The sequence below is a fragment of the Agrobacterium sp. SORGH_AS_0440 genome, from assembly GCF_031453135.1.
GTDB lineage: Bacteria > Pseudomonadota > Alphaproteobacteria > Rhizobiales > Rhizobiaceae > Agrobacterium > Agrobacterium pusense.
In genome coordinates this window covers 23,978-49,407 of record NZ_JAVIYR010000003.1, presented here as the reverse complement: position 1 = coordinate 49,407, position 25,430 = coordinate 23,978, and the positions used below count along the sequence as shown (strand labels likewise).

The window sequence follows — 25,430 nt, the reverse complement described above, 5'->3', positions numbered from 1 at the left end:
GAGGTCCGCCCATTATGTTCCGCCTACCCGATCATGTCCTGGGAAACGTGGAGGCTCTTGCCGGACGGCTTGATATTTCCGTTAACATCGTTGCCAAGCTGATCGTCACCAGGGAGATCATGAATGTTCCAGCCATGCTGGACGAACATGATCGTCAGTTGGCCGACATGCATCGGTTCCTACGTGAGCTGGCCTTCCGTAACGAAGAATTCCTCACAGACGAGGGAAGCCGCGCCGAGACCGTCCGTGTGATCGCGCAGAGACTGGATGACGTGATGGGCGCTCTCGACGCCATTCGCGATGCCGCCTTTGTCCGGCCATCGTCTTATATCGTCGACTTGATCAGGAGGCATGATGAGGGAGCCGTCCAGAAGTCGCTTGAACGCTAGATCCGAAGGTCGCCGGCTGCCAAGCTATTTCGATTTGATCGACGACGAGCTGCGCCGCCGTGGCGCGGGTGGCGGAGGTGGGAAGCGCGCGTCGGCCGTGAAAGATAAAGGAACACCCGCAAAGCACCCTGCTGTCTCCTCGGCGCTTAGCCGCGCGGCGGGTAACAACGCGGTCGTCGTCAAGGTTCTGTCTTATGGTGCAGGCGCCGGCTCTGTGCGCCGCGTCTTGCACTACCAGGCTAAGGAAGAAAAGGCCCACGATCAGGACGACCGGGAGGTATCGGATATCAATGAAGCCGTGCTCATGGGAGAGAGAGTTCGGCCATCGGAAGGGTAGCAGGGACGTTCTTCGTCTGACCTACGAGCTCGAGAACGCAAACCGGGGAGACATCGCTCGTGCAATTTCCTCGCTCGCAGAGGATGGTTTCCGTCGGGTCGGCGACATAGATCGAACATACGCCTTCAGTGTGAGTGATGGCGGGAAGGGACAGACAAGGCTGCACTTCGTTCTCGTCATTGCGCATGAAAAGAAGGATCGGGTGGATCGCAGCAGCAGCAACCGTACACCGGACGAACCAGACGTCGCGGATGCTATCGACCAGCGCCTGGACAAAACCTTGCGGAGAGAGGGCATCACGCCGATCTCGCGCTATCCTGTCGAGTTTTCGTCTGGCCCGAAGGGTTTGATCGCGGCCTTGCACGCCATGCAGCGCAGCGGGACGGAGGTGACGCTTTCGACAAAAGCGCGCATCGAGGAACGGCCAGGCAGAAGCGGGCGGTATTTTCGCGGTGGCGGACGCCGCGAGATCACCACGGCCGATCAAAAGCAGCTAACGGCGGAGGGAAAAATCGTGGGCGCACTTATGCAGACCCGACAGCCACGAGATTTTATGCATTTGTTGCTATCGGGACCGGCGAACGTCGATCGAGACAAGCTCCTCCTTGCTGGCCGCGACTTCCTCAGAGCGCAATTCGCTGGGCATCGCTATTCCTATGCGATCCACAATCGCAACGATCTTACTAAGCATCCACATCTGCATGTGATTGTCGCGTTGCGTGATGGTAGCGGAAAGATGCTCAATCCCAACATTCGCGACTTTACGGAATGGCGGATGCGCTTCGCCGAAATAGCGAGGGAACGTGGAATCCCAGTTGAACGACACAAACGCATCGAACGCGCCGCTCCGCCACCCGCCAAGCGTTGGGAGTGGGAAATGTTCCAGCGAATGGGAGCGACGGCGGCGCCAAACGTGATCGAGAAGGTGATGGCCAAGGTTCGCGACACACCGACGGCGCCGAAGCTTGCGGAAGCCAGAAGGCGGGTGGACCAGAGTCGGCGCTCGGTCGGACTTGTCATCAGGATGCTGGATGGGATTGCGAAGGACCGAAATGCGCCGAGCACGGCGCGCGAGTTGAGCCAGGACCTCTTAACCGGGCTGCAACGTGAGTACCGGCGGCTCGAAACGGCCGTCCACGATGGCCGCGATCCCTCCAGAGAAAAAGGAGAAGAGCATATGTTGCGATCGACCCCCATTAGCGCCGCTCAAGCCAAGACGGCGAAACAAACTCTTGCGAACACCGCCTCGACCATTGCAGCGAGGATCGCCAACCCTTCCGACCGCCTGATCTTCGAGCAAGCGTCCAAGGTAATCGGAAAAGTCGTCGGATTGCAGCTCGACGCGCGTGTCGTGAAAAACCGCAGTCGCGCCGACGAGGGCAAAAACAAGCGCAGCTCCGACAGCCTCGAAACGAAGTCGACCGCGGGGCGCGATCATGTGGCAGAGCAGGGGATCATCAACAAGACCTCGAACGACCGCTCAGTCGATATGGCGCGCATCGCCCGTTCCAATGTTGAGCGTGATCAGACGAACAATGACCGGTCCAACCGCCAGCGTGACAAAGGTCAGCAGCGCGATCGCGAAAACACGAAATCGATCAGGCTTCGTCCGCCCCGGGAGAATGGTAGGGACCGCAGTCGTTAGGGTAACCGCGCCTGTTGGTGGCGAACGTGATCCTCGCGGGCAAAAACCTTACGGATCCGCGCATAAAGGTGTTCGATCTGGACAGTCTCATGTGCCGTCGCTCGTTCCCCTTGCACGGCAGGCCAAAATGTCTGGTCGTAATGAAAGCTCGAATAGGGGACGTGGATCACGCCTGAGCTGCCGATTTCGGCCGGGCCTGTCGCGGAACTGCCTACATAAACCGTTTTTTGCCGTTCGATCCCGTACCACTCTGTCGCTATGCCAATGAAACCGGTGTCGGGAATTTGTCGATTACGGCGTGGGAGTCGATTTTCTGCTTCGTGCTTGCGGTGAAGTTCGCTGCACGCGATCCAAAAATCCGGCATAGCACCTCGTACAGTCAGCAACTGGTCGAGCAGCCTTGTCAGCGCCCGATATTCCGATTCTCCGCGCGAACCGGCGTCCATCCCTCTGTCGGATGATATAAACCCGAAGCGAAGCTCGTGTTCCCGCAGCTTCGCAAGCATGTCGACGAATCGGCTACTGACGTCACCGAGCATAAAATGCCCGGGCGGACGTTTCCGTCTCATAAGCGTGCCGTCTCTCTGGAAGACGATGAGCCCTTTCGAGCCGAGGCTTCGAAATGTGCAATGGGTGCCATGCGCATCTTTAGAGGATCGCGATTGAAAGGCTGGTAATGTCACGAGGGAATTTCCGAACGGCTGATAGCTTCCGCGATCGTTTGGGCGACGTTGGTCGTGTCCAACTTGATCCGGGCGTTTTTCAGATGGGACAGGACTGTAGTTCGTGAAATATTCAGGATCACTGCGGTCTCCCAGGCCGTCTTTCCTTTTGCGGCCCATAACAGGACCTCTTTTTCCCGGCGCGTCAGACGCGTTTCTTTGCCTATTTCCTGCATGCCACTCCGACCTCGTGAAGAAACACCTGTGCGGCTGAAAGGACCGCGTGACGATTTCCCGTCATGTCGAGAGGCAAGCGTAATGAATATACCGGCTCGGCTCCGCCCTGTTAGGGGTTGTATGATCGGCAACGGCACCTCGTGCCCGCCCACTCGACTTACGTAAGGTATGCCTTCCGAAATGGCCTGCGCAACCCGGCCTGATGTCGATTGCGTATTATAGTATGTAGCTTTTATCTGCGCACTCTAGATGGTTTCGCCTATGAAACTTACGGCTGTTTTTGCGAGAAACTTGCGGCTCCGTCGCCGCATTTCAGGCCTCTCCCAGGAGAGGCTGGCCGAATTTGCCGGCCTTGACCGGAATTACATCGGAAAGCTCGAAAGAGAGGAAAGTTCTCCGACGCTCGATACACTTGAAGCCCTGGCGACCGCACTGCAGATCGACGTTGAAAAACTCATCGCCCGTACCATGCCAACAGAGGCGCGGGACAGGACGAAGGACTAATAAAAACATAATTGGAACAAGAAGTTCAGTCGGTTTTCTTCGTCGACCGAACGAGAGATTCAATATCGACGCCGAGAGCCTCTGCCAGCTTGTAAAGCGACACGATTGTAGGGTTCCTGCGACCAGCCTCAAGTCCACTAAGATAAGCACGTGTCAAGCCTGAACGAAACGACAGCTCCTCCTGTGAAAGGCTGCGTTCGCGGCGGATCTTGAGAACATTCAACCCGACAGTTGCACGAATATCCATCCGCCGATGGTCGGCGTCCGTTCACTTTAGTGCGACACACTATAGTGAACATTCGGCTTGACATTGGAGATCAACGGCGGATTAAATGTGCACTATATGGAACAACGTTTCTATTAACGGAACAGCAGATGACCAGCAACCAGTCACTCGAAAATGGGCTCCATATCTTGAGCCTTCTCAAGGACGCCAGAGAACCGCTTGGCGTACGCGAAGTCGCGCGCCGGCTTGATCTCAGTCCGGCGGTCGCGCAAAGACTTCTTAATACTCTTTCCTCGCAAGGCTATGTGGAACACGCCGACAGCAGTCGCCGCTATCAGATCGGTTATGCGGTACTGGGTCTTGCCCAGCACGTCTTCCAGAGAGGCAGATTGCTCGCACTCGCCGAATCCGAGTTGCAGGCAATGGCGGCAGATGGCTGCTTTAATGGCTTCCTCGGTGTCCGAAGAGGTTCATCCGGGATTTACGTCCTTGCGGTGCAGTCGCAAAGCCCGGTGGTCATTCGTGCGCATGCGGGTGAAGCTATGCCATTGCATTCGACTGCGCTGGGAAAAGCGCTTCTGTTCGACCTGTCCGACGAGACGATTGCCGGCTTGCTCGGGACCGGGCCTTACAAACGACTTACCGATCGCACGGTCGTTGATGCTGCCAAGCTTGCCGAGCAACTCCACGTCGCCCGCTCCCTAGGTTACGCGACTGCTATTTCGGAAAACGTCGAGGGTGTCATTTCTGTCGGCGCTCCGATCTATGACGCCAGTGGCACGATTAGTGCAGCCATAAGTGTTGCCTTCCCCCGTGCCGTCTACCCGAAAGTGAAGATTACCGATGTTGCGCAACGAGTCATCGCGGCAGCCAGCCGCATCTCGAAGGGGCTCGGTTTTGAAGCACCCACCGAACAAACGAAGAGAGAACTCGGCAATGTTGTTGAATAGCCCGCGACTGAACGATGCAATGACGACGTACGACTTGGCCGCGATGGTGGCTGTGGCTCCGGAAAACGTGCTTTACACCAGCGGTTTCTGGTGCCTTTCGCAATGGATTCGACGTGGCCCGCAGGCATTTGTCGTTGTCCCGGCCTCTTCGCAAGGTGAGCCGGTCGTCATCACCAGCACGTCCACTCTCGATCTGGTCGCCGATCAAGGCGTGACCGCCCGCGTCAGGCGTTACGGTGGATTCATCGTCGATACCGATCGGTCTACCGTCCTGGATTCCGTCAGCGCCCGCCAGGCCGAACTCTACGGGCTTCTGGCAGACGATAGTGCGGTTAGCGGGCTTGTCGCGGAGATCAGGGCTGCCGGCTTGGCCAATTCGCGCATCGGTATCGATGAAGTGGGGTTGCTACCCGGCGATATTGAAGCGCTGAAAAGTGCACTTCCGGAGGTGACCTGGGTCAGCGCCTCATCGGTGTTTCGATGGGTCCGCGCCGTGAAAACAGCCGCAGAAATCGCGAGGCTGAAAGCGATCGGCGAAATAACCGAAAGATCGATCTCTGCCGCACTTGCAATTGCAAAAGAAGGGGTGACCGAGTTCGACATGGCCCGAGTTTTTCATAGCCACACCGTCGGTGAGGATGCCTTCCCCGTGCTTGGCTGTATCGGTTTTGGCGAGCGTAGTGCGCTGCCGAATGTCCAGCCATCGGATCGCGCTCTAAGAAAGGGTGATGTCATTCGCTTCGATGTCGGCGGACATTTCCGCAATTACCGGGCGGACATCGCGCGCAATGCGTATTTTGGAAAGCCGTCCCGTGACATAGAGATCAAGTACAATGCCCTCAACGAAGGCGTAAAACGCGGGATCGAGCATGTGCGCCCGGGCGTGTCTGCGTCCGAAATCTTCAGGGTCGTGGTCGAGGCCGTGCGTGAGGCGGGCATTCCTCACTACCAGCGCAGTCACGTCGGGCATGGCATCGGGTTGGATGGATACGATTGCCCTCTTCTCTCCGCGTCCAGCGAGGACGTTCTCGACGACGGAATGGTGCTTTGTGTCGAGACACCCTACTATGAGCTCGGGCGGGTCGGCCTCCAGGTTGAGGACATGGTGGTGGTTCGGCCGGACGGTGCTGAAATGCTGACAAACAACGGCGACAGCCTCGTGGTGATTGACCAATGAGAAATGTTGCCGGCTATCGCTGTTACCGTTGTGGCGGGTTCCTCCCGATCGGTCACGCCATCGATTCCCGCGGCTGCCCGTCATGTATCGATGTGGCTCCCTCGAACCTTCACATTGCATATTGCGCTAACACGGACTTGGCGGTCGCGCCGCAGACTACAGTGTCGCTGCCCTCTCTGTGGCGATACGCCAAGCGGCTGCCATTCGATGCGCCGGAGGCTGTTTCCCTGGGGGAGGGCTTGACGCCACTTCTCCCGGCCGAGAGGCTCGCAGCGCAACTTGGTGTCTTCCGGCTCTTCATCAAGAATGAAGGCTATAATCCAACCTGGTCTCACAAGGATCGCTTTTCGACTGTCGCCGTTACGGCAGCCCGAGAGTTGAGCGCCGGCGTTGTAGCGACGAGCTCCACGGGAAATGCCGGAGCCTCCCTTGCCGCTTACGCCGCCAAAGCGGGCCTGACCTGTGTGGTGGCAACCTTGGCTGGTTCGGCGGGCCCAATGCTGGCCCAGATTCGCAAATATGGCGCACAGGTCGTGCCCTTCGACAAAAAGTCCGATCGATGGGCGTTTCTGGAGGAAGGCGTCAAGCGGTTCGGCTGGTACGTGACCTCGCCCTATCGCCATCCTGTCGTTGGTAGTCATCCGGTCGGAATCGAGGGCTACAAGACGATCGCCTTCGAAATTGTCGAGCAAATGCACGGTGCGGTGCCCGACTGGTGTGTGCTTCCCGTCTGCTATGGTGACGCGCTGGCTGGGGTCTGGCTGGGCTTTCGCGAACTGTTGAGCAGCGGGGAGATTGATCGCATTCCACGCCTTCTGGCGGCAGAGGTTCATGGGTCACTACAGAGGGCCCTGGAGCAGCAAACGGACAGCATACCGGACATGCCGGCTTTGTATGAGACGCTCGCCGTATCAGTGGGTGCGACACGTAGCACGTTCCAGGCGCTCAAGGCTCTTCGCGAGACGCGAGGAGTTGCCGTTTCGGTTCCTAATGAGGGCCTGATCGCGCTTCAGGAGCAAGTCGCCGCGACGGAAGGAATGTTCCTCGAGCTGTCCTCGGCGACGTGTATTGCCGCGATTAAAACGGCCCGACGACAAGGAATCATTGAAAAGCACGAATCCGTGGTGGCGGTCGTGACTGCCTCTGGTCTCAAGGACGTGGATCGGTCGTCGTTAACCGGCTCATACAAGACATTTGCTGACGTCGCGGCTGCGCTCGGAGAGTTCGAAGTTCAGGGAGGAGCCCACCCGGTCCATGGACCGCTTTATCTTGGAACCTGAATAATAAGGGAACGATATGAAAAGAAGGACATTCTTGACGGCCACCGCTCTGCTTGCGGCGGCTGCACCCCGTTTTGCGCGGTCGGGACAGGCCGCCTATCCCGCTGGCAATCCCACGATCGTCGTTGGATTTGCTGCGGGCGGTGCGGGTGACATCGCTTCGCGTGTCGTCGCAAATTTTGTAAAAGAGGCCCGCGGTCTTGTGGCTACACCCGACTTCAGGCCGGGAGCTGGCGGTACGATTGCAGCGGATCAGGTACGTCGGGCTGAAGCCGACGGATCCGTCCTTTCGCTCTATTCGGTGAGTCCACTGCTCGTGGCGCCGCATCTCCAGGAGGTACCTTACAATCCCCTGCAGGACTTTACCTATATCGCAAGCTATGCCGGAATCTCCGTGCCCTGCTTCGTGCGCAGCGACAGCCCGTTTGAGAGTTGGGACGCCCTTCTCGAGTATGAGCGGCGGCAACCCTCTAAACTACGCTGGGCGACGGCCGCTCCGCGTGGCCTCGCCCACATTGCGACTGATGCCGCCTTTCGTCGCGAGGGAGTGAGCGCGACGTTCGTACCTTTTCGTGGTGGAGCGGATGCCGTGACCGCGCTGCTCGGAGGGCATATCGACATGGTGGCCTCTTCGGACTTTGGACCCCACCTTGCTGCGGGCACGGTGCGCCTGCTTGCCGAGACGAGTCCCAATTCACAGGCAAACCGTCCCGGCGTGGTAAGTTTCTCCGAGCGGGGATATCCGCTTGCGATTTCGGCATCTTACGGCCTGTTTGGTCCCGCAGGAATGCCGAAGGACGTTGTCATATGGTGGGAGGACGCCATCCGGGATATGACGGGGAGCGCGATGTATGCCGATTTCCTGAAAGTCATCAACGGCTACCGGATGTTTCAGGCGAGCGACGAGTTCACGGCCGTGACGAAACAGGCCTATACCGACATCGCCGCGCAGATCGATGAAATGGGGATACGCCCATGACCACAATCATCCGTCTTGTGCCCTATCTGCTGACCTCAATCGGTCTTGGTGCGGCTGCGCAGGCCCTGCGGCTCGGTCTCTGGGCTTATGGCGAGCCCGCCGCGGGTCTCTTCCCGTTCATTGGAGGTGTGCTGCTGATCTTGACAAGCCTCGTTTGCGCAAGAGAAACGGAGCCGGTGTGGGAGCCGGTCGATCTCACCAGGTTGATGGCCTATTGTGTCGCTCTTGTCATCTTCTGTGTCATGCTTGAGCTGATCGGCTTTGCATTCGCTGCATTTTTGTTTTTGGCCGTCGTTCTCTTGGCCATTGAGCGAATGAAGACGACGACGGCGATTATGATCGCCACTGCCTTCGCCTTTTCTACCTGGGGTCTCTTTGAAGGACTGCTGTCAGTGCCGCTCCCGCGCGGTGTATGGGGTGTGTGATGTTCGATTCCTTTTCGCAACTCTTCATGGGCCTCGGGATCGCCCTTGAACCCACCAACCTTGCGGTTGCCCTGCTTGGTGTGATTTTGGGAACTGCCGTTGGCGTCCTTCCTGGCCTCGGACCGTCGGCCACAGTCAGCCTGTTGTTACCTGTCACCATGGTGCTCGATCAGACGAGCGCGATCATCCTGCTGTCAGGAATTTACTACGGCTCGCAATATGGTGGCTCGATAACATCGGTCCTGATGCGCGTGCCGGGCGAAGCATCAAGCGTCATGACATGCTTCGATGGTTATCCGATGGCGCGGCAGGGCCGGGCAGGCGTCGCTCTCGGTATCAGTGCCTTCGGCAGCTTTATCGCCGGGATCGCCGCGACGCTAGCGATCGCAGTCGTTGGCCCGGCTTTTACCTCGGTGGCATTGGCGTTCGGACCGGTAGAGAAAGCGTCGATCGTCTTGCTCGGCCTGGTGCTGGCGGCAAGCGTCGGGGATGGGTCGCGAGCCCGGGCGTGGGCGATGGTTGCGCTCGGTCTGCTGCTCTCGACCGTTGGCGTCGACCTGATTTCGGGACAAGAACGTTTCGCGTTCGGGGTAAGCTATCTGCGCGACGGCTTTAATATCGCCGTACTGGCAATGGGACTTTTTGGTGTTAGTGAGATGCTGATGCTGATCGAACGCAAGGTAACGGAGGAACAGCCACGGATGCCGTCCTACCGTCTTCGGGACTTGCTGCCTGGTGCAAAGGACTGGAAAGATTCGCGCGGGCCGATCGCGCGCGGAACAGTGCTCGGGTTTTTCCTCGGTCTGTTGCCGGGCGGCGGCGCACTTGTGGCCGGTTTTGCGAGCTATATGCTGGAAAAAAAGCTGTCGCGATCACCGGAGCGTTTTGGAAAAGGCGCAATTGAGGGGGTCGCCGGGCCGGAAAGTGCCAACAATGCCGCCGCCCAAGCCAGTTTCATCCCGATGCTATGCCTTGGCATTCCCGCGAATGCCGTCATCGGCATCATCATGGGCGCCTTGCTAATGCAAAACGTCGTGCCGGGGCCGCAAATCCTGACCGAGCATCCCCAGCTCTTCTGGGGGGTAGTCGCAAGCATGCTTGTCGGCAACGCAATGTTAATCATTCTCAATGTACCGCTGATCCGGGTCTTCGTGATGCTCCTAAAGATTCCCGAATTTATCATGGCGCCGCTCATCGTTCTGTTCTGCGTGATCGGAGCATTCAGCATGAACAACAGCCTGTTCGACGTCGGTGTCGTGCTCGTGTGCGGTTTTGTGGCTTATGGTTTGCGAAAGGCAGGCTTTGACATGGCACCGCTGCTTTTGGCATTCCTGCTCGGGTCACTGCTGGAAGAAAATATTCGGCAGGCGCTTGTTCTTGGTCTCGGAAGCCCCCTGGTTTTTGCGCAAAGTCCCATCAGTCTCACCGTCCTGCTTTTTACGGCCGTGATTATGCTGGTGCCGGTTGTAAAGCGGTTGGGAGCAGGGATGACTGAAAAAAGGTACTGAAACCGACGGGCGCGGTATCATTAAGGCGCCGCGCCCGCAGGACGCCCAAAGTTCGCGTCCGCGGTAAAGCCGTCCTAACGTGATGACGTCAGTGAATGGGGCTTAGACGCACGCTTGCGGTGAATTACGTTGGCCATGGCACGTGTTGCTGACCCTCGGAGAGTATTCCCCGCCTCATCTGGAGGCGGCAGGATTCCGGCAGCGAGGAACCGGATGCAAACCAATCGCTATCCGGTTTGACGTTCCAGGGCAGGGACGGGCATGCATCGGGTCTTTCAGGATGCCGTTCGAAGCTGAGGTTCGCTGATCGTCTCGATCACCTCGCTCGATAGAATGAAACCTCCCAGATCGCCATCAAGGCCGTTGAAGAGATCGACCAGCGCACTCAGTGTGACCGAGCGTGTGCGAAGACGGACAATCTTCATGTCCCGCAACGGTTCTTTGCGCTCTTTTTCCTGAAGGAGCACAATTCTCAGGTTTAACAGGTCACGGCGGGCGTCCTCCGCCGTCTCATAAAACCGCCGGGCATATGTTTGGAGGTCATCGTGGTAGCTATAGGTATAGAAGGTGAAGCCATGTGCGGCTTTTCTTTCGACGTCGGCCATTTCACGGTTTCCACGAAGAGCATCCGCGGTTCGCCCCCGCGCTCATGCTCATTGACCCCTTGGTGATCGGGGAGTTCGAAACCGTGTACCCACAGCCCTGCGGCCTTTAGTTCGGGTGAACCTGTTGCATACGCCACAGGCTCCCCGACCATAAGGTCAAGGAGGTGGGCCTTTCTGGTAGGCCCATACCTTCGGGTACAGGGGTTTCGACGCCCCAGGTAGCGCGTTACTACCTTATGTTCACTTTAGTATGCCAGTAATCGATTGTCTCGCCCTTTCTTCAAATAACTATAACCTTCAACAGGGTAGCTTGACGTGTCATCTCAGTTACACGAGTCCGGCGCCTCATTTCGAATGGTCAACGAGCACAGGAATAGGCGCAGCGAATCGCTAGCGCCATCCTCATCTTCTCTCAGCATCACGCAGAGGTCTGCGGTATCATGAATGAAGGACGCCTTCCGCCGCACAGCGGCAAGAGTTAAGCACGGATGGAGAAGCACGGCACGAGCAGCTGTTTGGTACCCTCCGAAGCACTCACCATCGGATACCAGATCTTCGCCATCTTTGGCGGTCGCCAGCCATTTGTTGCGGCTGTTTATATACTCGAAAATAATTCGTTCGAGTTGTTCCAAGTTAGTATCGGACATCGGCCGCCTTTCACATTGGATTGCGGACTTCCCCAATTGTGAGTTACGTATAATCGGTGAGACGAGCCACGTCAAACTAAAAGGCACATATAATATACTAAAAGTGACAAAATGATTGATTCAGCGCAGATTAAAGCGGCACGTGCCTTGGTTGGTATGACACAAGATGAGATAGCCAAAGCCACAGGGCTCTCTGTGCAAACCATCAAGCGAATGGAAACAGCGGGAACGTTACGTAGTACGGTGGCTAATGTTCTTGAGGTGCAAAGGGCTCTCGAAGCCGCAGGAGTGATTTTCATTCCAGAAAATGGCGGCGGTGCAGGCGTCCGGTTGGCAAAACCAAAAGGTCAAAACCAGTAGAGAGATGCCGACCGCTCGTCACCGATGCTGTCGGCTATTGGAGTCGTGGAGCTTAATTAGAAGCCCGCCGTGACCATTCCAGATAAGTCCAGTCGTCTTCACCGGCTGGCTCATTCTTCAAAAGTTTGATGGGGTCCGTAACTGGGCCAAGTGGTCGCTTCGCTTGAGTTTTCAACCAGTCGTCCGAATAGACCGTAGATTGATAGCGGTATCCTGTGTCGGGCATGATAACCACAATTGTTTCATCTGGATAAGTCCTGGCGTACCAACCGCCCACCAGTGCCGCTGCGCCGCTGGTAGGACCGGCGAAAATTGCATGGCGGCGGTAAAGGTCTCTCGTCGCGGCGAATGCCTGAAAAGCACCGACCCAATGCACGTCGTCTACAAGCGAATGGTCAAGGTTTTTTGGAATGATGCTGTTTCCGAGACCTCGCAAAAGACGGGGGCCGACCGGATGGCCGAACAGAACGCTGTTGTTGGTATCGACGGCGACCGCGCGCATGTTGGGAAAAAGAGAGCGGAGATAGCGAGTTGTGCCGGTGAGCGAGCCACCTGAACCAACGCAGCCGACAATACAGTCAATACGGCCAAGCTTTTCGACGATGATCTCTGCCAGGCGCGCATAGGAAGCAGGATTATCGGGATTGTCATATTGGGCCGGCCAGAATGACTCGGGGCGGGCCTTCATAACGCGGCGCAATTCGATAAGGCGGCCTTCCTGATTCCCTGTGCGGTCCTCGTCCTCCACGAGAATGACGGTAGCGCCGAGTTGCTCGAGCCGCGTTTTAAAGGGAGCGTCCATCAGGCTTGTTGCGCTGACGATGGTGAGTTCATAGCCGCGCACAGCCGACAGCATGGCAAGCGCCATAGCGAACGTACCGGAACTCGTTTCCACAATATGCCCGCCGGGCCTCAGCGCACCCCGTTCCTCCGCTCGGTCCAACATGAATCGTGCTGGAAGAAGTTTCATGAGTTGGAATATGGCCGCATGACAATTGGGGGTGAGCGAAGCCAGCCGCGGCGTTTCGAAGTCGGTTAGGAAGGAAAAGCTGACCATGGTCAACTCCATGCCGGGGTGCCATCGACATTCACAGCAAAACTGACAATGTTGGTAAAGCCGAGATCGCGAGCGGAGGCTGCGATGACCGCTGTCCGCCTCATCGCGTCGCTCGCCTTGGCGTCGACCAGCACACCCATTAACGGACCCGTGTGCGCAACCTGCACGCCGCAGCCACCACTATCGTCGCATATCTGTCGTAATACCCCAAAATGCCGTTTTGGCAGATAGCGCTGATTAATGGTGGCGCTCGCTGTACTGACCCGTCCCAAGAGCGGGGCGTTCTGTTCGCGAATGGCTCTGCGAATAAGTCCGCGCAGGACGCGGAATGTCTCGATCTCCGTGCTTTCGTAGCGCACGGGAGCCATACCCAGCGTGTCGATGGGGGTATCATCATTCGATCTGAAGCCGACAACATAAAGAGGGGGAAAGTCTCCCGGCAGATATTCGATAACTCGGCCTTCGCGCTGGGCGAAAATGACGGCTTGCTCATCGAAGACCAAAGCGTCACTTGCTGTTTCCGCAGCTACAGCGAGGCGGCAGATTGATGAACGATGGAGTACTGAGTTGCTTGCAGCAGCAGCCGCGCGTATCGCGGCTACCACATCGGCCGTCGATGAGCCATAACCGTAACCCATCGGAATAGATGTCTCTATGGTAAGACAACCCGTTGCCTGTGAGCAACCAAGTTCCTGAAATGCAAGCCGTGCTGCATATGCTGCCTTGCTGCGGTTTGCCGGCCGCGTTCGGATGTCTTCGCCATTGTCGGGCCAGAACGTGGCGATGGATTCGACCTGGGGTAGGGGGAGCGTAACCAGGCCGCGGTGGAGTCGTCCTGCGTCATCAGTAAAGACGCCTTGCAGAAGTTCCCCGTGATGGGCGATTGCGCGCCCGACACCTACACATAGTGGGCGAGAGGCGCGCGTCTTTTGAGTATGACTGGCAAATGGAGATGGAAGAGAAAAAGACATGCCTTGCACCGGAATTTGTTGCACTGCACACTAATCTGCAAGAACTGATAGGCTTTAGTCTCTCCTAATTTTTAAGGATAACAGCACTGATGGAGGATCACCCGGAGAGCCTCCTCAGGCGCTTTACCTCGCAGCAAAAATCCGTCATTGCAAAGGCTCGGAGCGTTTGCGGCGGGCCGAAGCAACTGAATGCGACGAGGCAACTCGCCGCGTTCAGTTGTGCCGGCGCAATCAAGGTGATCTGTTTAGGTTGACTTATCGCGGCTATCCTCCGGGTTGGTTTTAAGTGGCAGGGCAGCGCCCAATCGCTTATCTCTCTTTATCCTCCAGTCAGTTCTGGCGTCACCGGTCGGTTAATGCCCATGACCAAAGACCCACGTCGTGAATTGGCGCTCATCCTGATTTTTATTCATCGATTTGAAGCCACCGTCGTCGGGAGCGGCTTCGTGATCTGTTGATACCTGGAGCTCCGCTTGTTGCATCTTGACGAAACGTCGGTTGCAGCAACGGCGTGGCACTGCCCTGCAGGATGATGCGTACCGGTTTACGAAAAACGACAAAGCGTTTTAAATTGCCGGCAGAAAATGCATGGCGACACTCGAATTTGCTATCCGACTTTGGATAACTTCACGTCCGACCTTGGTCTGACCGAAGGGAGACGAAAGTTATTTCGCGTGTCTGCTGAAGTCCCGTCAAACCTTTTGTCACATATTTGGACTTGACGCTCCAAGGTGTAGTGACGACTTGTACGGGCTTAAAGTTTTGCCTATCGGTGCGGTCTGATTTTCGCATCCTTGGCATACAGATCGAACCCGAAGGAGGCTGGAGGTGTTTCCACGCCGCAAACTGATCGCCATTTTCCCGTGTCTGCTCTTGACCCTCTTTAACACGGCTCTTCCCTATACGATTAAAATTCACGGTTTCTCCGCTGCATTTCACGAGCAGATGGCTGAGGCCGGAAACGGGAATGGTGGTGGCAACGGAAATGGCGGCGGTGGAGGCAGCGGGGGAGGTGGCGGCGGCAATGGAGGGGGCAGCGGAAACGGAGGCAGTAACGGTAACAGTGGCGGCAATGGCAATGGTAATTCGGGCGGCAAGGGAAACAATAACAGCCAGTCGTCAGGCACCGGAAACGCTGCGAAAACCCAGGCCGATGTCGACGACGCGGCGAATGCAGGTCGCGGTACTTTGACTGTCCGCCACAAGGATGGCATCAGCGAAGGCGTTCAGCGCGGCCGATACGTGATGAAGGATGCAAAGGGCAGAACAATCGTCAATCGCGATGCAACATTCTCTGACGAGCAGCGGCTTAGGGCCTTCCTCCGCTAACGGCGCCGGTCAATCTCGTCACGAAATGCCATCGCGGCTTCCGTCCGGTTGCTCACGCCGAGCTTGGTAAAGATCTGTGTCATGTGATGTTTTATCGTCTTTTCGTGCAAATCCAGTTTCAGCCCAATATGCTTGTTGCTTAACCCTGCAGATGCCAGCTCGAGCACTTCCCGTTCCCGCTCCGTGAGTGCGACAAAGGGATTGGCTCGGGCACCTGATCCGGTTTGGGAAATCAGACGTGCCGACAGCGTCGGAGCGACGTAACTGTCACCTGCCGCGACGGTTCGAATGATATCAGCCAGTGCACGGGACCCGACTCCTTTCAGGACGTAACCCTTGGCCCCGCTCCTTAGAGCTGTCATGACGTCATCGCCTGCCTCGGAAACCGTCAGCATCACGATCTTCTGGGCCGGGACCTGTTCAAGTATGAGCGGGACAGCTTCCAGCCCGCCTCCAGGCATGGAGATATCGAGCAGCAGGATGTCCGGTCGGTGCTCCGCGGCTATGCGCAGCGCATCGTCCCTGTTGCTACCCTCGCCAACGATCTTGAATTCGTCCATTTCGGTCAGGCTTCGGATAACCCCTTCCCTGAAGAGAGGGTGATCGTCCACAACTGCCAGACTGATCTGCTCCGCGGTCATGCCTGTTCCATTTCCTCGATGTTAAGCGACATCCGCACGATGGTCCCACGATCGGATGAAAAGAGATGGAAGACTCCGCCCAGGCTTTCAACGCGGTCCCTAAGACCGGCGAGGCCGAGTTTCTCGGGTGAAACGTCGCTCATTCTGAAACCGTGCCCTTCGTCCGCTACTTCGACGGTAACCTGGCTGCCTTCGGATGATTGTGTAACCTTTTGTCCAATGCCGCCCGCATGGCGATAGCCATTGTTCAGGGCCTCCTGAACAAAACGATAGATACAGATCTTTGCAGCCCTGGAAAGATACGCAGGTGTTTCGTTGAGTAAGAGGTCGACAGTGACGCCCGTGCGCTGCTCATGGGCAACAATCGCGCGCTTCAGCAGCGCGGCGAGGCTGTCCGTTTCTATGTGCGGTAACATCAGCCCGCTGCAAATGCCCCTGATTTCTGCCATGGCGTCATCGAGGCTTGTCTTGATGTTCGTCAAGGATGCTTCCCGCTCCTCAGCAGGTGTACGAGGATCGGCGAGCTTCGGACTGTCAAGGCGCAAGGATGCATAGGCGACCAATTGTGCGGGACCGTCGTGCAGGTCGGCACCGATGCGGCGCAAGTAACTCTCGTTGAGGGACGTGGCCCTTTGTGTCGCACGTTGAACACGCGCGCGTAAGGCCTCGTTCTGCCGCAGCAGGGCGGAGAGTTCATCGATGCGGTCATTGAGGGCCCTGCGCTGGCTGTCGATGGTTCGGCTTCCACGAAGGACAATAATCGACAAGAGGCCAAAAAATATGGTCGTGAACGCCGCGACCGCGAGCCAGCTCAGGAGGCGGGCCTGTTTAAGACTCCATTCGAATTCATCGGCGACCTCAAAAAATTCAGAGACGGCAACGACCTTGCCCGACCACGGCTGCAAGACCGGATTGTAGATTTGCAGAAGTGGCTTTTCGCTATCGCGTTCTGCGTCGCTCTCCACGCCGTCGATCCGATTGAACCTCGCTGTCATCTGGCCGGTAAAGGCCGTTTTAAGGTCGCCGGACAGTGGGAGCTGCTTGCCGGAAAGGCTTTTTTCGCTGGAATAGAGAATAGTACCGTCGCTGCGCCAGAGCTGAAACGAAAACAGCCGTTTTCCAAGTGCGCCTTGGCCAAGTGTCTCATCCAGCGCCCGTGTTATCGAATCGTCCAGGCTCTGGGTGGTTTGCATGTCAGGCAATAGAGGAGCAATCACGCTGTCGACGTAAAGCGCGGTCGTTGCCGCGGAGTTACGTGTCACGGCGTTTTCGATCAGACTGGCAACGAAATAGCCCACGACCACCATTGCGCAGATCGCGACAAAACCGCCCGCAAGCAGGAACTGCCGTGCGAGTGATTGGGAATTCCAGCGTGCCACCGGGCTCGTTATCGGCGCCTCGTAGTTAGGGCCTGTCCGCAGAATGCGCATTATCAGCACTCATCTCCCAATCCTTTATAGCTACCCGTCAACGCAAGGTGTCCACCATGCCCGCGGGAGGCACCGGTTTCCCCGATGTGAGCTCGTCGTCCGGTCCATACAATCAGCGACCATCGGTCGCGATCAATCGGACTATGGTCCGAATGCCCAGGGCATAGGTCGGAGTGGAGTAGAAACCCGAGATTTCGGCAATATTGTAGTGCGTAACGATTTGCTGGCACCGCGGCTCTGCGCAAGCGGTGACCGACTTTGAGAAAGGACCCGCACATGAAAATCTCCTCGCTGATCGGTACCGCAAGCCTTGGGCTCGTCCTGGCCCTTGCCCCCATGGCGGGAGACACTCCCGGCTTCACGCACGCAGCATTTGCGAAGGACGGGAAGGGCGGTGGTAACGGCGGCGGCAATGGCGGTGGTAATGGAGGAGGAAACGGCGGTGGCAACGGGGGAGGCCATGGCGGAGGGAAATCTGGCGCCGGCGAAAGCCGGGCGTCCTCGAATTCATCCGCGCACAAGGGCTCTTCGGTATCATTGAAATCGCATCACCCCGACAAAACTTCAAAATCTCACGCCGAGAAATCCAAAACGCACAGCGCAAAGCCTGGCACTGGCAGCCTCAACTCGATGAAGAGAAACTACCATGCCTATCTGAATTCCCAGGACCCCAAGATGGCGGCGCTTGCAGCCTACGTGAAGTCATATGCGAAATTCGAAATTCAGTACGGGGTGGGGGCCGTGCCCACGGATCCCGCGCTTAGCGAAGCTGCCCTTGTCTCGGCGCTGGAACAGTTGGCAAACAGGCCGGTCACCGACGGGGAGCTTGCCGAAGCGAAGAGCATTTTAGGCGCTGGAACAGATACAGGGAAAATCGCAGAGGTTCGCGACGCTCTCGAACAAGAAGACGGAAACTGAGAGACACCCGTAAAGGGGTGGCACGCCTGGACCGGCCTTCGTGTGCGATCAGGAACTCACCTACGGCTGCAAGTTTTCTGTTCTGCGCCTTGAGAGTTTGGTGTCGGTCAACCTCATTTAATTGCCGGAGTAATGACCGGCACTATCGCCGGATCAAGTTGCCCGCCGCGAGCTTGATCCGGCGAGATCGTGTCCCGGGGAGTGGTGTAGCTTAGACGACCACGGCTCATCCCAGAGGGGCGGATGAGTGTCAGCTTGCGGCTGGCAGGCTGATGAGCGGATCATCGCTCATTGTGGCGATGGTCTCAAGTGTCATGTAGCGGGATCGCTGAACAGCCCACTCGTCGTTTTGCTCGAGGAGCAAAGCGCCGACGAGCCTGACGATGGCGTCGTCGTTCGGAAAGATACCGACGACTTCGGTGCGCCGCTTGATCTCGCCGTTGAGACGTTCGATCGGGTTTGTTGAATGAAGCTTTGCCCAGTGCTGCTTGGGAAAGGTCATGTAGGCGAGCACATCCTGCTCGGCACTATCCATCAGGGTAGCGAGTTTCGGCACTTTCGGCCTGATCTGGTCGGCGACATTACGCCATTGGGTGCTTGCAGCCTCCGGAGTATCCTGGGCAAACGCCGTGGCGATGAAGGCAGAGACGACACGCCGTCCGCTCTTCCCGGCATGGGCAAGCGCATTGCGCATAAAGTGGACCCGGCACCTCTGCCATGTGGCGGACAGCACCTTCGACACCGCTGCCTTGATGCCCTCATGCGCATCGGAGACAGCAAGCTTCACGCCGCGCAGGCCTCGCCTGGTCAGCTTGCGCAGGAACTCAGTCCAGATCGCTTCTGCTTCTGAAGTGCCGATCTCCATGCCGAGCACCTCGCGTCGACCGTCGGTGTTGACGCCGACAGCGATGATGACAGCGACAGAGACGATGCGTCCGCCGCGACGAACCTTCAGATAGGTGGCATCGATCCAGAGGTATGGCCACTCGCCCTCGATAGGACGGTCGAGGAAGGCCTTCACCTTCTCGTCGATCTCCTCGCAGAGCCGCGATACCTGGCTCTTGGAGATGCCGCTCATGCCCATGGCCTTGACGAGATCATCTACGGATCGGGTCGAAACGCCTTGGATGTAAGCCTCCTGAATGACCGCCGTCAGAGCCTTCTCCGCCATCCGGCGCGGCTCCAGGAAACTCGGGAAGTAGCTGCCTGTGCGAAGCTTGGGAATGCGCAGCTCGACGGTCCCTGCTCGTGTCTCCCAGTCTCGATCGCGGTAGCCGTTGCGCTGGGCAAGTCGAAAGCCGTTCTTCTCGCCATATCCCGCGCCAGTCTTCGCCCCGACTTCCAGTGCCATCAACTTCTCGGCAGCAAAGCCGATCATATCCCGGAGCAAATCGGCGTCGGCACTCTTCTCAACGAGTGAGCGCAGGTTCATCATATCGTCGGTCATCGGTGGTGTCCTTCAGGTTGGATCTAAGCAACCCGACCCTACCGGAAATCACCGATGGCTATGAAATCCAGCTACACCACGCGCTGGGACACGATCTCCGGCGATGTCATGTAGGCGACCCATTTGCCGTGAATATCTAATAATCAGTTGGCCGCTGCTAACATGCGCAAGCTCACGATAACGATCGGCGACAATGGAGTTCTCGTGCGTGGTTACGGCCACTTAAGGCCGATAGCCGGAGATCAGCCCCTGGCCGAAGCGGTCAAATGTGACTGGGCTGGTCTTTTCAGAAGCGTTACGCTCTCTGACACTCGCAAGTCGTCGCATCGCATATCCCATTTTCTCTCGGCTATCCGAAACGATGACGCGTTATCTTCATCGATTCCGTCGGTTCGCTAGAGCAACTGCTCCAGGCGCTGCGCCCGAACGGCAGGAACGATCCCTCGGTCAACCGCGCCCGGCGAGCGTCACGCGTGTTTCGATTAACACTTTCCAATCCCCGTCAGTCCTGCGTTGGGAACTCCTTTTGAAGCCGACCCACGTCCGAGAATGGATGTCGGTTCACGGCCCCTCTTTAGGTTCACAAAAGGGGCGCATCAGCGGACAGATTATCTTCTTCAAAGGTGCGCCGCCACAACCGGCCGCTTCTATGATCGATCAACTGTAGGCGGCCTGTCTGCCGTTGGCCCTTTATGAGGATCATTCCAGGTAAACGGCCTCGCATCTGCAATCTTGACCACCACGTCTGCCTTTCTGGCAGGCTCGGACCGGGTCGATCATTGCAAACCGATCCTGCGTGAGTTAGTTAGCGTCATCCACAAGGACCCGGTGAAACTCCGGGTGGCTCTTCTGGCCGCCGATCCGCCAGACAACACAGCAACGCAACCTATACCATATTCGAGGACCGAGTTTCGCTCGGCCCGTTGCCTCAACTGTGAAAAATATTCCTATGCAAACTCTTTCAAACTACCGTCAGGAGTGGTTCTCCAACATCCGTGGCGACGTACTTTCGGGTATTGTCGTCGCTCTCGCGCTTATCCCGGAAGCGATAGGCTTCTCCGTGATTGCGGGTGTCGATCCCAAGGTCGGCCTCTACGCTTCCTTCGCAATCGCCTGCGTGACGGCCTTCGTAGGCGGCCGGCCGGGCATGATCTCTGCCGCCACGGCGGCGACTGCTGTCGTCATGATCTCGCTGGTCAAGGACCACGGTCTTCAGTATCTCTTCGCCGCCACCATCCTGATGGGCATCATCCAGATCGCTGCGGGATGGCTGAGGCTGGGCCGCGTGATGCGCTTCGTTTCCCGTTCTGTCATCACAGGCTTCGTCAATGCGCTTGCGATCCTGATCTTCATGGCCCAGTTACCCGAACTCCTTGGGGTCCCGACCCTCACCTACATGATGATTGCAGGCGGTCTTGCCATCATCTACCTCTTTCCATACGTGACCAAGGCGATCCCATCGCCGCTTGTGGCCATCGTGGTCCTCACCGCCATGGCGTGGTGGTTCGGCATGGACCTGCGCACCGTCGGCGACCTTGGCGAACTTCCCTCTTCGATCCCATTCATGATGCTTCCTCAGGTTCCGTTGACCTGGGAGACGCTGCAGATCATCTTCCCATACTCGGTAACACTTGCTGCTGTTGGCCTGCTGGAATCGCTGCTTACCGCGCAGATCGTCGACGATATGACGGACACGCCCAGCAACAAGAGCCAGGAATGCGTTGGACAGGGCGCGGGGAATATCGCCTCGGCACTGATCGGCGGCATGAGCGGATGCGCCATGATCGGACAATCGGTCATCAACGTAACATCTGGTGGTCGAGGACGTCTTTCAACGTTCGTGGCTGGTTCTTTCCTGCTGTTTCTGATCGTCGTCCTCAACGATCTCGTCCGGATCATCCCCATGGCCGCGCTTGTTGCGGTTATGATTATGGTTTCAATCGGCACTTTCTCCTGGAGGTCGATCCTCGACCTGAGACGCCATCCGCTTCCGTCATCCGTCGTCATGCTGGCGACGGTCATCACTGTCGTCGCAACACATGATCTGGCGAAAGGCGTGATCGTTGGCGTCCTGCTGTCCGGCATCTTTTTCGCTGGCAAGGTAGCTCGTCTTTTCAAGGTCACGCGTCAGGAGAATCCCGAACAGAATAGTGTCACCTATGAAGTAGTGGGGCAGGTCTTTTTTGCGTCGGCAGAAGCCTTTATCCACGCGTTCGACTTCACCGATAAGGGCAAACGGATCATCATCGATCTCGCCAAGGCTCATCTCTGGGACATCACCGCAATTGGCGCATTGGACAAGGTCGTGCTGAAGTTCCGTCAGGCGGGCGACGAGGTCGAGGTTCTCGGATTCAACGAAGCGAGTGCTGATATGGTTGATCGCTTCGCGCTGCACGACAAGGATGAGCGGCACGCGGCAAGCGCCGCACTACACTGACCGCCTGCATCCGTGCGCCTTGATGTTGTGGGCGAGCGTCATGAATCGAACCGATGGCGCCGTTTACGGCGGACGTTAAGGCGTCGATGGGCGCCGTTGCGTTGCTTTTGCTGTTAGGGTTGCACCCGGGCCTGATGGCTGGCGCATCGACCTGCGCCGATCAAACCGCCCTGACGGCCCCAGATTGAAGGAAGGGAGACTGGTCTTGTTGCCGCTCGAGGAATGCCGGTAGCACGGTCAGGCAAGAAGGTTTAAGAGTGACATTGCGGCAAGATGATCGAGATGGAAACTGACCCTGGCGAGGTCGCAACAGATCACGCGTACTCCTCACAGCGGTCAACGATTGCAGCGCTGTTCAGAAAACAAATGGCTGGTCACTTTTACGCGTGCCGCTTACTTTTTGGAACGTGATTCAGGGTGGAAAAAAGCGCAACCCGGGACAACCACATAATGCGTCTGGCTTATTGCTCATGTCGACAGCTGACACTAACGGCGAATGGCGAACCGGTGAAGGTATCAATTTGCCACTGCCGGGCATGCCAGCGCCGTACCGGCTCCGCGTTCGGCGTTGCCGTGTTTTACGAGGCCGGCCAGGTGACCGCAGCCGGCAACCATAAGGCATTTCTACGCTGGGGCGAAAGCGGAAAGAAGTTGGAGTTCCGCTTTTGTCCTTGCTGCGGATCTACGGTATATTGGCTCCCGGAATTCCGGCCAAACCTCGTCGCGATTGCCCTTGGCTGTTTTGAGGATCCATCAGGCATCGAACCGACACAGAGCGTTTATGACGCAATGCAATTACCTTGGGTCTCTTTGTGTTTGCGAAGTGAGGGATCCCATTGACCGGCCACGTTTGCGACCGCAAGCCTCTACCATCACTCCGGCGCCACGTTAGCTTCCGGCCCTCGTCGCCTGCAGGTATTATCATAACCTAGTTTTTGTGGTTTCCCGAAAATGCGGCCGTCAATCCGAGGCCGATGTAGATGGACCCGCTGACCCAGCGTTCAGCTTTAAGGTAGACCGGGCTGCGCTTCAGCCAATTACCCGCCGTCCCGGCAGCGAGTGCATAGGCGCCGTCCGTGAGCACTCCGATCACTGTGTAAAGAACCCCGAGGAACGCAACCTGCATTGCCACATGGCCACGCTGGGGCTCAACAAATTGCGGCAGAAAGGCGAGGAAGAACAACGCTGTTTTCGGATTGAGGAGGTTGACCAGGAAACCCTCGCGGAAAATGCGTCCGCGACTGCGCGGCTGGTCTGCGCCGTTAAAATCGGGAATGCTCGCGGGACCGAAAAGCTTCTTGAAGCCCAACCAAATCAGGTAGGCCGCGCCGGCATACTTCACCACGCTGAAGGCGATCGCGGAAGACGCCAGGAGCGCCGACAGCCCTGCAGCAGCCGCGGCGACATGCACGAGTGTGGCCGCGTGAATGCCCAGAATCGAGACGAGGCCAGCAGAACGGCCCTGCTCGACCGAGCGGGCGAAGATGTAAAGAACCGCCGGCCCAGGCACGAGAAGCAGAACAAGCGTGGCGCTGACGAACAGGCTGAGATTGGCCGCGCCGGGAATTATCGAATCCATGATCGTGTCACTCCCCTCTGTGGCGATAGCAATAGCATTGAAAAGCGTTCGGTGCGAGACCGGCTTGTTGTGCCGCCATCCAATGGTTCAGTGGGTATGGAGTTCGCACGTCACGTTGATGTCGTCGAAAGAACCAGCTTCAGTGGCGGCTTGAACTACTATGGCAACCTCGATGTGAACCGGTACCTGTGACGCTCGTTCCACGGTTTAAACGTGGGCCTTCCGGCTGTTTATATCGTGGGAGAGCGGTACCCTCGCTTCAATATGCCCGGCCCGCGGCGAGTCATCGACAAATGCCGAAACTGGTACCCAACCTGACGCGGAGCTACGTAATACCGGATTGTGGACATTGGGCGCCGCGGAAAAAACCCGCGGCGTTAGACGCAATGATCACCTTTTCGAGGTCTATATGGGCTTGCGAGTGAGACAGTCGCACAGCAAAATCGCGCGAACCATCGTTAGTTTGTTCCGGCCGGATCACCCTCTTTGCTAGGCTCTGGTCCAGTTGAAACAGCCGAGGGGCAGAGCGGCGTTGCTTACCAACAGTGCACCGTGGCGATAGAGCTCCAAGGGATTTCCATCCGCCGGCATATCCACTGCCCACAATTGGCCCGACGCGTCAGAGGCAATTATCCTGCCGTTTACCGCGGCAATGGCAGCAAACGCATCCAGCTCGTTTGTGCCGGGTGAAAAAAGCACCGCCACCTGTGATTGATCGGACGGCGGCAGCAAAGCGAGCGGCCCCGCGGTCAGTGCCGCCACGACGAGTAAAAACGGCGATCTGGGCACACCACTCCCCCTTTTTGACCCGCTTCGGCGCATTATCCAGCCAATAGTCAGAGGGATAAGTCCAAACATGGCAAACCAGAGCAAATCCCAAAAAAGCGGGTTATCCACGTCCATACGGACCCGGTGAATTCCCAGCAGCCAGTGTGACACAATACTGTCAAGGACATGCCATCCACCGAAGCCGACAACGGCATTGGCAAACATAAGACGATCCGCTCCCGGTGCCGGGAATTCGTTACGGGCTCGCCAGAGCAAGCAAAGTCCAATGATGGCGATGAGGTACATCAGCGCATGAAAAATACCATCCCAGAGAATGAGAAGGCGAATATCCAGGCGTGCCTGCTCAAGACCACTTAAAAGATGGTGCCATTGCAACAACTGGTGCAACACAATTCCATCGAAGAACCCGCCGAGACCAAAGCCCAGCATATAACCGGCCCATCGAAACTCTCCGGAAAAGCGCCGGAGGCTCGTCTCAGCTTTTATGTCTGTCATTGATTTCCCTCCACTCCATCGCCATTCCAACCTCAGGAACGGGCCAATGTTCCACAGCGCCCGTAGTTGACGCGAGCCGGTCGCACGGGCTTTGGAACTGCGGCTGCTTACGCATGAGGAGGCAATCGCAAGGATCAAAACGGGGAGCGGCAAGCGGCTGACTTTGGTCGCGGAAGTGCTTTACACAACACGTGTGCGTAACGGTGCGAATGATCGGAGGCGTCCACAACAAAAAGGTCAAGCCGTTCCATGAATCAGGCGCAGCAAGCGACAGATCGGGCGAGGGTGCTTTGCGACGTTCGCTTCCCCTTGAAGCCGCTTCAGGTGACTAACGGTCGGGGGCGGGCCTACCCGGATCAATGACTTCGGCCGCGTCTAATGACAAGCCAGACGCAAGCGAGCTGCT

The 25,430-nt window shown here is 57.3% G+C and carries 27 protein-coding genes and 1 other annotated feature; of the genes, 15 read left to right on the top strand and 12 right to left on the bottom strand.

The genetic code is table 11. The features are described from left to right. The first annotated feature begins 14 nt into the window (after window positions 1–14). From QE453_RS23000 to QE453_RS22990, 3 genes are read left to right on the top strand one after another with little or no spacing between them, the layout of a single operon-like run. On the top strand, window positions 15–389 hold the full coding sequence (locus QE453_RS23000) for a hypothetical protein (protein WP_309778252.1): 375 nt from the start codon (window positions 15–17) through the stop codon (window positions 387–389). Continuing rightward, the gene (locus QE453_RS22995) at window positions 379–726 is read left to right on the top strand and encodes a hypothetical protein (RefSeq protein ID WP_309778251.1); all 348 of its coding nucleotides are present in this window, start codon (window positions 379–381) and stop codon (window positions 724–726) included. Before QE453_RS23000 ends, QE453_RS22995 begins: the two co-directional genes overlap by 11 nt. Further along, window positions 680–2,371: a relaxase/mobilization nuclease domain-containing protein gene (locus QE453_RS22990; protein ID WP_309778249.1), complete on the top strand. Its 1,692-nt coding sequence runs from the start codon at window positions 680–682 to the stop codon at window positions 2,369–2,371. Before QE453_RS22995 ends, QE453_RS22990 begins: the two co-directional genes overlap by 47 nt. Here QE453_RS22990 and QE453_RS22985 read toward each other — a convergent pair. Together QE453_RS22985 and QE453_RS22980 are read right to left on the bottom strand one after the other, a co-directional pair. Then, window positions 2,368–3,054 carry a hypothetical protein gene (locus tag QE453_RS22985; protein WP_309778247.1) on the bottom strand — a complete coding sequence of 229 codons (687 nt, stop codon included), beginning with the start codon at window positions 3,052–3,054 and terminating at the stop codon, window positions 2,368–2,370. The genes QE453_RS22990 and QE453_RS22985 overlap by 4 nt on opposite strands. Continuing rightward, window positions 3,051–3,269: a helix-turn-helix domain-containing protein gene (locus QE453_RS22980; RefSeq protein ID WP_022557226.1), complete on the bottom strand. Its 219-nt coding sequence runs from the start codon at window positions 3,267–3,269 to the stop codon at window positions 3,051–3,053. The genes QE453_RS22985 and QE453_RS22980 overlap by 4 nt, the downstream gene beginning before the upstream one ends. A 262-nt stretch (window positions 3,270–3,531) precedes the next feature. Here QE453_RS22980 and QE453_RS22975 point away from each other — a divergent pair, with 262 nt between their 5' ends. Next, complete coding sequence (locus tag QE453_RS22975; RefSeq protein ID WP_142188003.1) at window positions 3,532–3,774, top strand: helix-turn-helix domain-containing protein; 243 nt, start codon at window positions 3,532–3,534, stop codon at window positions 3,772–3,774. A gap of 25 nt (window positions 3,775–3,799) precedes the next feature. On the opposite strand, the gene QE453_RS22970 is transcribed toward QE453_RS22975, so the two are convergent. Continuing rightward, window positions 3,800–4,021, bottom strand: coding sequence for a helix-turn-helix domain-containing protein (locus QE453_RS22970; protein ID WP_111814975.1), 222 nt, complete (start codon window positions 4,019–4,021; stop codon window positions 3,800–3,802). Window positions 4,022–4,149: 128 nt separating this feature from the next. Between QE453_RS22970 and QE453_RS22965 the strand changes: the two genes are divergently transcribed. From QE453_RS22965 to QE453_RS22940, 6 genes are read left to right on the top strand one after another with little or no spacing between them, the layout of a single operon-like run. After that, on the top strand, window positions 4,150–4,950 hold the full coding sequence (locus QE453_RS22965; RefSeq protein ID WP_142188002.1) for an IclR family transcriptional regulator: 801 nt from the start codon (window positions 4,150–4,152) through the stop codon (window positions 4,948–4,950). After that, window positions 4,937–6,127, top strand: coding sequence for a Xaa-Pro peptidase family protein (locus QE453_RS22960; protein ID WP_142188001.1), 1,191 nt, complete (start codon window positions 4,937–4,939; stop codon window positions 6,125–6,127). The genes QE453_RS22965 and QE453_RS22960 overlap by 14 nt, the downstream gene beginning before the upstream one ends. Next, the gene (locus QE453_RS22955) at window positions 6,124–7,407 is read left to right on the top strand and encodes a threonine synthase (protein WP_142188000.1); all 1,284 of its coding nucleotides are present in this window, start codon (window positions 6,124–6,126) and stop codon (window positions 7,405–7,407) included. Before QE453_RS22960 ends, QE453_RS22955 begins: the two co-directional genes overlap by 4 nt. A gap of 34 nt (window positions 7,408–7,441) precedes the next feature. Next, window positions 7,442–8,386, top strand: coding sequence for a tripartite tricarboxylate transporter substrate binding protein (locus tag QE453_RS22950; protein ID WP_404977903.1), 945 nt, complete (start codon window positions 7,442–7,444; stop codon window positions 8,384–8,386). Further along, window positions 8,383–8,811, top strand: coding sequence for a tripartite tricarboxylate transporter TctB family protein (locus QE453_RS22945; protein WP_142187998.1), 429 nt, complete (start codon window positions 8,383–8,385; stop codon window positions 8,809–8,811). Before QE453_RS22950 ends, QE453_RS22945 begins: the two co-directional genes overlap by 4 nt. Continuing rightward, the gene (locus QE453_RS22940) at window positions 8,811–10,319 is read left to right on the top strand and encodes a tripartite tricarboxylate transporter permease (RefSeq protein ID WP_111815065.1); all 1,509 of its coding nucleotides are present in this window, start codon (window positions 8,811–8,813) and stop codon (window positions 10,317–10,319) included. Before QE453_RS22945 ends, QE453_RS22940 begins: the two co-directional genes overlap by 1 nt. A gap of 275 nt (window positions 10,320–10,594) precedes the next feature. Here the strand turns inward: QE453_RS22940 and QE453_RS22935 are convergent, their stop codons facing one another. Together QE453_RS22935 and QE453_RS22930 are read right to left on the bottom strand one after the other, a co-directional pair. After that, complete coding sequence (locus QE453_RS22935; RefSeq protein ID WP_142187997.1) at window positions 10,595–10,924, bottom strand: hypothetical protein; 330 nt, start codon at window positions 10,922–10,924, stop codon at window positions 10,595–10,597. Window positions 10,925–11,247: 323 nt separating this feature from the next. Then, on the bottom strand, window positions 11,248–11,571 hold the full coding sequence (locus QE453_RS22930; RefSeq protein ID WP_142187996.1) for a hypothetical protein: 324 nt from the start codon (window positions 11,569–11,571) through the stop codon (window positions 11,248–11,250). Window positions 11,572–11,682: 111 nt separating this feature from the next. Between QE453_RS22930 and QE453_RS22925 the strand changes: the two genes are divergently transcribed. Beyond that, window positions 11,683–11,931, top strand: coding sequence for a helix-turn-helix transcriptional regulator (locus tag QE453_RS22925; RefSeq protein ID WP_142187995.1), 249 nt, complete (start codon window positions 11,683–11,685; stop codon window positions 11,929–11,931). A 52-nt stretch (window positions 11,932–11,983) separates the two neighbouring features. Here QE453_RS22925 and QE453_RS22920 read toward each other — a convergent pair whose 3' ends face one another. Together QE453_RS22920 and QE453_RS22915 are read right to left on the bottom strand one after the other, a co-directional pair. Then, window positions 11,984–12,988, bottom strand: a complete 1,005-nt coding sequence (locus QE453_RS22920; RefSeq protein ID WP_280171435.1) for a PLP-dependent cysteine synthase family protein — start codon at window positions 12,986–12,988, stop codon at window positions 11,984–11,986. A 2-nt stretch (window positions 12,989–12,990) separates the two neighbouring features. Beyond that, entirely contained in the window at window positions 12,991–13,959 is a 969-nt protein-coding gene (locus QE453_RS22915; RefSeq protein WP_142187993.1) for a kinase, read from the bottom strand. Window positions 13,960–14,787: 828 nt separating this feature from the next. Between QE453_RS22915 and QE453_RS22910 the strand changes: the two genes are divergently transcribed. Further along, a complete protein-coding gene (locus QE453_RS22910) occupies window positions 14,788–15,288 on the top strand; it encodes a hypothetical protein (RefSeq protein WP_309778240.1) in 501 nt (166 codons plus the stop codon). Here the strand turns inward: QE453_RS22910 and QE453_RS22905 are convergent. Both QE453_RS22905 and QE453_RS22900 read right to left on the bottom strand, forming a co-directional pair. Beyond that, window positions 15,285–15,929: a response regulator transcription factor gene (locus tag QE453_RS22905; protein WP_135856911.1), complete on the bottom strand. Its 645-nt coding sequence runs from the start codon at window positions 15,927–15,929 to the stop codon at window positions 15,285–15,287. The genes QE453_RS22910 and QE453_RS22905 overlap by 4 nt on opposite strands. Beyond that, on the bottom strand, window positions 15,926–17,359 hold the full coding sequence (locus QE453_RS22900; protein WP_142187991.1) for a sensor histidine kinase: 1,434 nt from the start codon (window positions 17,357–17,359) through the stop codon (window positions 15,926–15,928). Before QE453_RS22900 ends, QE453_RS22905 begins: the two co-directional genes overlap by 4 nt. A gap of 276 nt (window positions 17,360–17,635) precedes the next feature. On the opposite strand from QE453_RS22900, the gene QE453_RS22895 reads away from it, so the two are divergent. Further along, window positions 17,636–18,277 carry a hypothetical protein gene (locus QE453_RS22895; protein WP_309778236.1) on the top strand — a complete coding sequence of 214 codons (642 nt, stop codon included), beginning with the start codon at window positions 17,636–17,638 and terminating at the stop codon, window positions 18,275–18,277. Between the two features lie 250 nt (window positions 18,278–18,527). On the opposite strand, the gene QE453_RS22890 is transcribed toward QE453_RS22895, so the two are convergent. Next, window positions 18,528–19,724: an IS256 family transposase gene (locus QE453_RS22890; protein WP_037095158.1), complete on the bottom strand. Its 1,197-nt coding sequence runs from the start codon at window positions 19,722–19,724 to the stop codon at window positions 18,528–18,530. A gap of 818 nt (window positions 19,725–20,542) precedes the next feature. Then, window positions 20,543–20,598, top strand: a sequence feature (sul1 is cis-regulatory element that is thought to sense ions involved in sulfur or methionine metabolism; They are found in Alphaproteobacteria). A gap of 75 nt (window positions 20,599–20,673) precedes the next feature. Between QE453_RS22890 and QE453_RS22885 the strand changes: the two genes are divergently transcribed. Together QE453_RS22885 and QE453_RS22880 are read left to right on the top strand one after the other, a co-directional pair. Beyond that, the gene (locus QE453_RS22885; protein WP_309778235.1) at window positions 20,674–22,161 is read left to right on the top strand and encodes a SulP family inorganic anion transporter; all 1,488 of its coding nucleotides are present in this window, start codon (window positions 20,674–20,676) and stop codon (window positions 22,159–22,161) included. Window positions 22,162–22,608: 447 nt separating this feature from the next. Beyond that, window positions 22,609–23,001 (top strand): GFA family protein, encoded by a 393-nt coding sequence (locus tag QE453_RS22880; protein ID WP_309778693.1) that lies wholly within the window; start codon window positions 22,609–22,611, stop codon window positions 22,999–23,001. Between the two features lie 88 nt (window positions 23,002–23,089). On the opposite strand, the gene QE453_RS22875 is transcribed toward QE453_RS22880, so the two are convergent. Next, a complete protein-coding gene (locus QE453_RS22875; protein ID WP_064263073.1) occupies window positions 23,090–23,740 on the bottom strand; it encodes a LysE family translocator in 651 nt (216 codons plus the stop codon). A 489-nt stretch (window positions 23,741–24,229) separates the two neighbouring features. Beyond that, window positions 24,230–25,024 carry a DUF2243 domain-containing protein gene (locus tag QE453_RS22870; protein WP_309778234.1) on the bottom strand — a complete coding sequence of 265 codons (795 nt, stop codon included), beginning with the start codon at window positions 25,022–25,024 and terminating at the stop codon, window positions 24,230–24,232. Window positions 25,025–25,430: the final 406 nt, after the last annotated feature.

Excerpts from the sequence above, each read along its gene's own strand:
- QE453_RS23000 (WP_309778252.1), top strand. The coding sequence starts at position 15 with ATGTTCCGCCTACCCGATCATGTCCTGGGAAACGTGGAGGCTCTTGCC.
- QE453_RS22990 (WP_309778249.1), top strand. The coding sequence starts at position 680 with ATGAAGCCGTGCTCATGGGAGAGAGAGTTCGGCCATCGGAAGGGTAGC.
- QE453_RS22980 (WP_022557226.1), bottom strand. The coding sequence starts at position 3,269 with ATGCAGGAAATAGGCAAAGAAACGCGTCTGACGCGCCGGGAAAAAGAG.
- QE453_RS22975 (WP_142188003.1), top strand. The coding sequence starts at position 3,532 with ATGAAACTTACGGCTGTTTTTGCGAGAAACTTGCGGCTCCGTCGCCGC.
- QE453_RS22970 (WP_111814975.1), bottom strand. The coding sequence starts at position 4,021 with ATGGATATTCGTGCAACTGTCGGGTTGAATGTTCTCAAGATCCGCCGC.
- QE453_RS22965 (WP_142188002.1), top strand. The coding sequence starts at position 4,150 with ATGACCAGCAACCAGTCACTCGAAAATGGGCTCCATATCTTGAGCCTT.
- QE453_RS22960 (WP_142188001.1), top strand. The coding sequence starts at position 4,937 with ATGTTGTTGAATAGCCCGCGACTGAACGATGCAATGACGACGTACGAC.
- QE453_RS22955 (WP_142188000.1), top strand. The coding sequence starts at position 6,124 with ATGAGAAATGTTGCCGGCTATCGCTGTTACCGTTGTGGCGGGTTCCTC.
- QE453_RS22945 (WP_142187998.1), top strand. The coding sequence starts at position 8,383 with ATGACCACAATCATCCGTCTTGTGCCCTATCTGCTGACCTCAATCGGT.
- QE453_RS22940 (WP_111815065.1), top strand. The coding sequence starts at position 8,811 with ATGTTCGATTCCTTTTCGCAACTCTTCATGGGCCTCGGGATCGCCCTT.
- QE453_RS22935 (WP_142187997.1), bottom strand. The coding sequence starts at position 10,924 with ATGGCCGACGTCGAAAGAAAAGCCGCACATGGCTTCACCTTCTATACC.
- QE453_RS22930 (WP_142187996.1), bottom strand. The coding sequence starts at position 11,571 with ATGTCCGATACTAACTTGGAACAACTCGAACGAATTATTTTCGAGTAT.
- QE453_RS22925 (WP_142187995.1), top strand. The coding sequence starts at position 11,683 with ATGATTGATTCAGCGCAGATTAAAGCGGCACGTGCCTTGGTTGGTATG.
- QE453_RS22920 (WP_280171435.1), bottom strand. The coding sequence starts at position 12,988 with ATGGTCAGCTTTTCCTTCCTAACCGACTTCGAAACGCCGCGGCTGGCT.
- QE453_RS22915 (WP_142187993.1), bottom strand. The coding sequence starts at position 13,959 with ATGTCTTTTTCTCTTCCATCTCCATTTGCCAGTCATACTCAAAAGACG.
- QE453_RS22905 (WP_135856911.1), bottom strand. The coding sequence starts at position 15,929 with ATGACCGCGGAGCAGATCAGTCTGGCAGTTGTGGACGATCACCCTCTC.
- QE453_RS22900 (WP_142187991.1), bottom strand. The coding sequence starts at position 17,359 with ATGCGCATTCTGCGGACAGGCCCTAACTACGAGGCGCCGATAACGAGC.
- QE453_RS22895 (WP_309778236.1), top strand. The coding sequence starts at position 17,636 with ATGAAAATCTCCTCGCTGATCGGTACCGCAAGCCTTGGGCTCGTCCTG.
- QE453_RS22890 (WP_037095158.1), bottom strand. The coding sequence starts at position 19,724 with ATGACCGACGATATGATGAACCTGCGCTCACTCGTTGAGAAGAGTGCC.
- QE453_RS22885 (WP_309778235.1), top strand. The coding sequence starts at position 20,674 with ATGCAAACTCTTTCAAACTACCGTCAGGAGTGGTTCTCCAACATCCGT.
- QE453_RS22875 (WP_064263073.1), bottom strand. The coding sequence starts at position 23,740 with ATGGATTCGATAATTCCCGGCGCGGCCAATCTCAGCCTGTTCGTCAGC.
- QE453_RS22870 (WP_309778234.1), bottom strand. The coding sequence starts at position 25,024 with ATGACAGACATAAAAGCTGAGACGAGCCTCCGGCGCTTTTCCGGAGAG.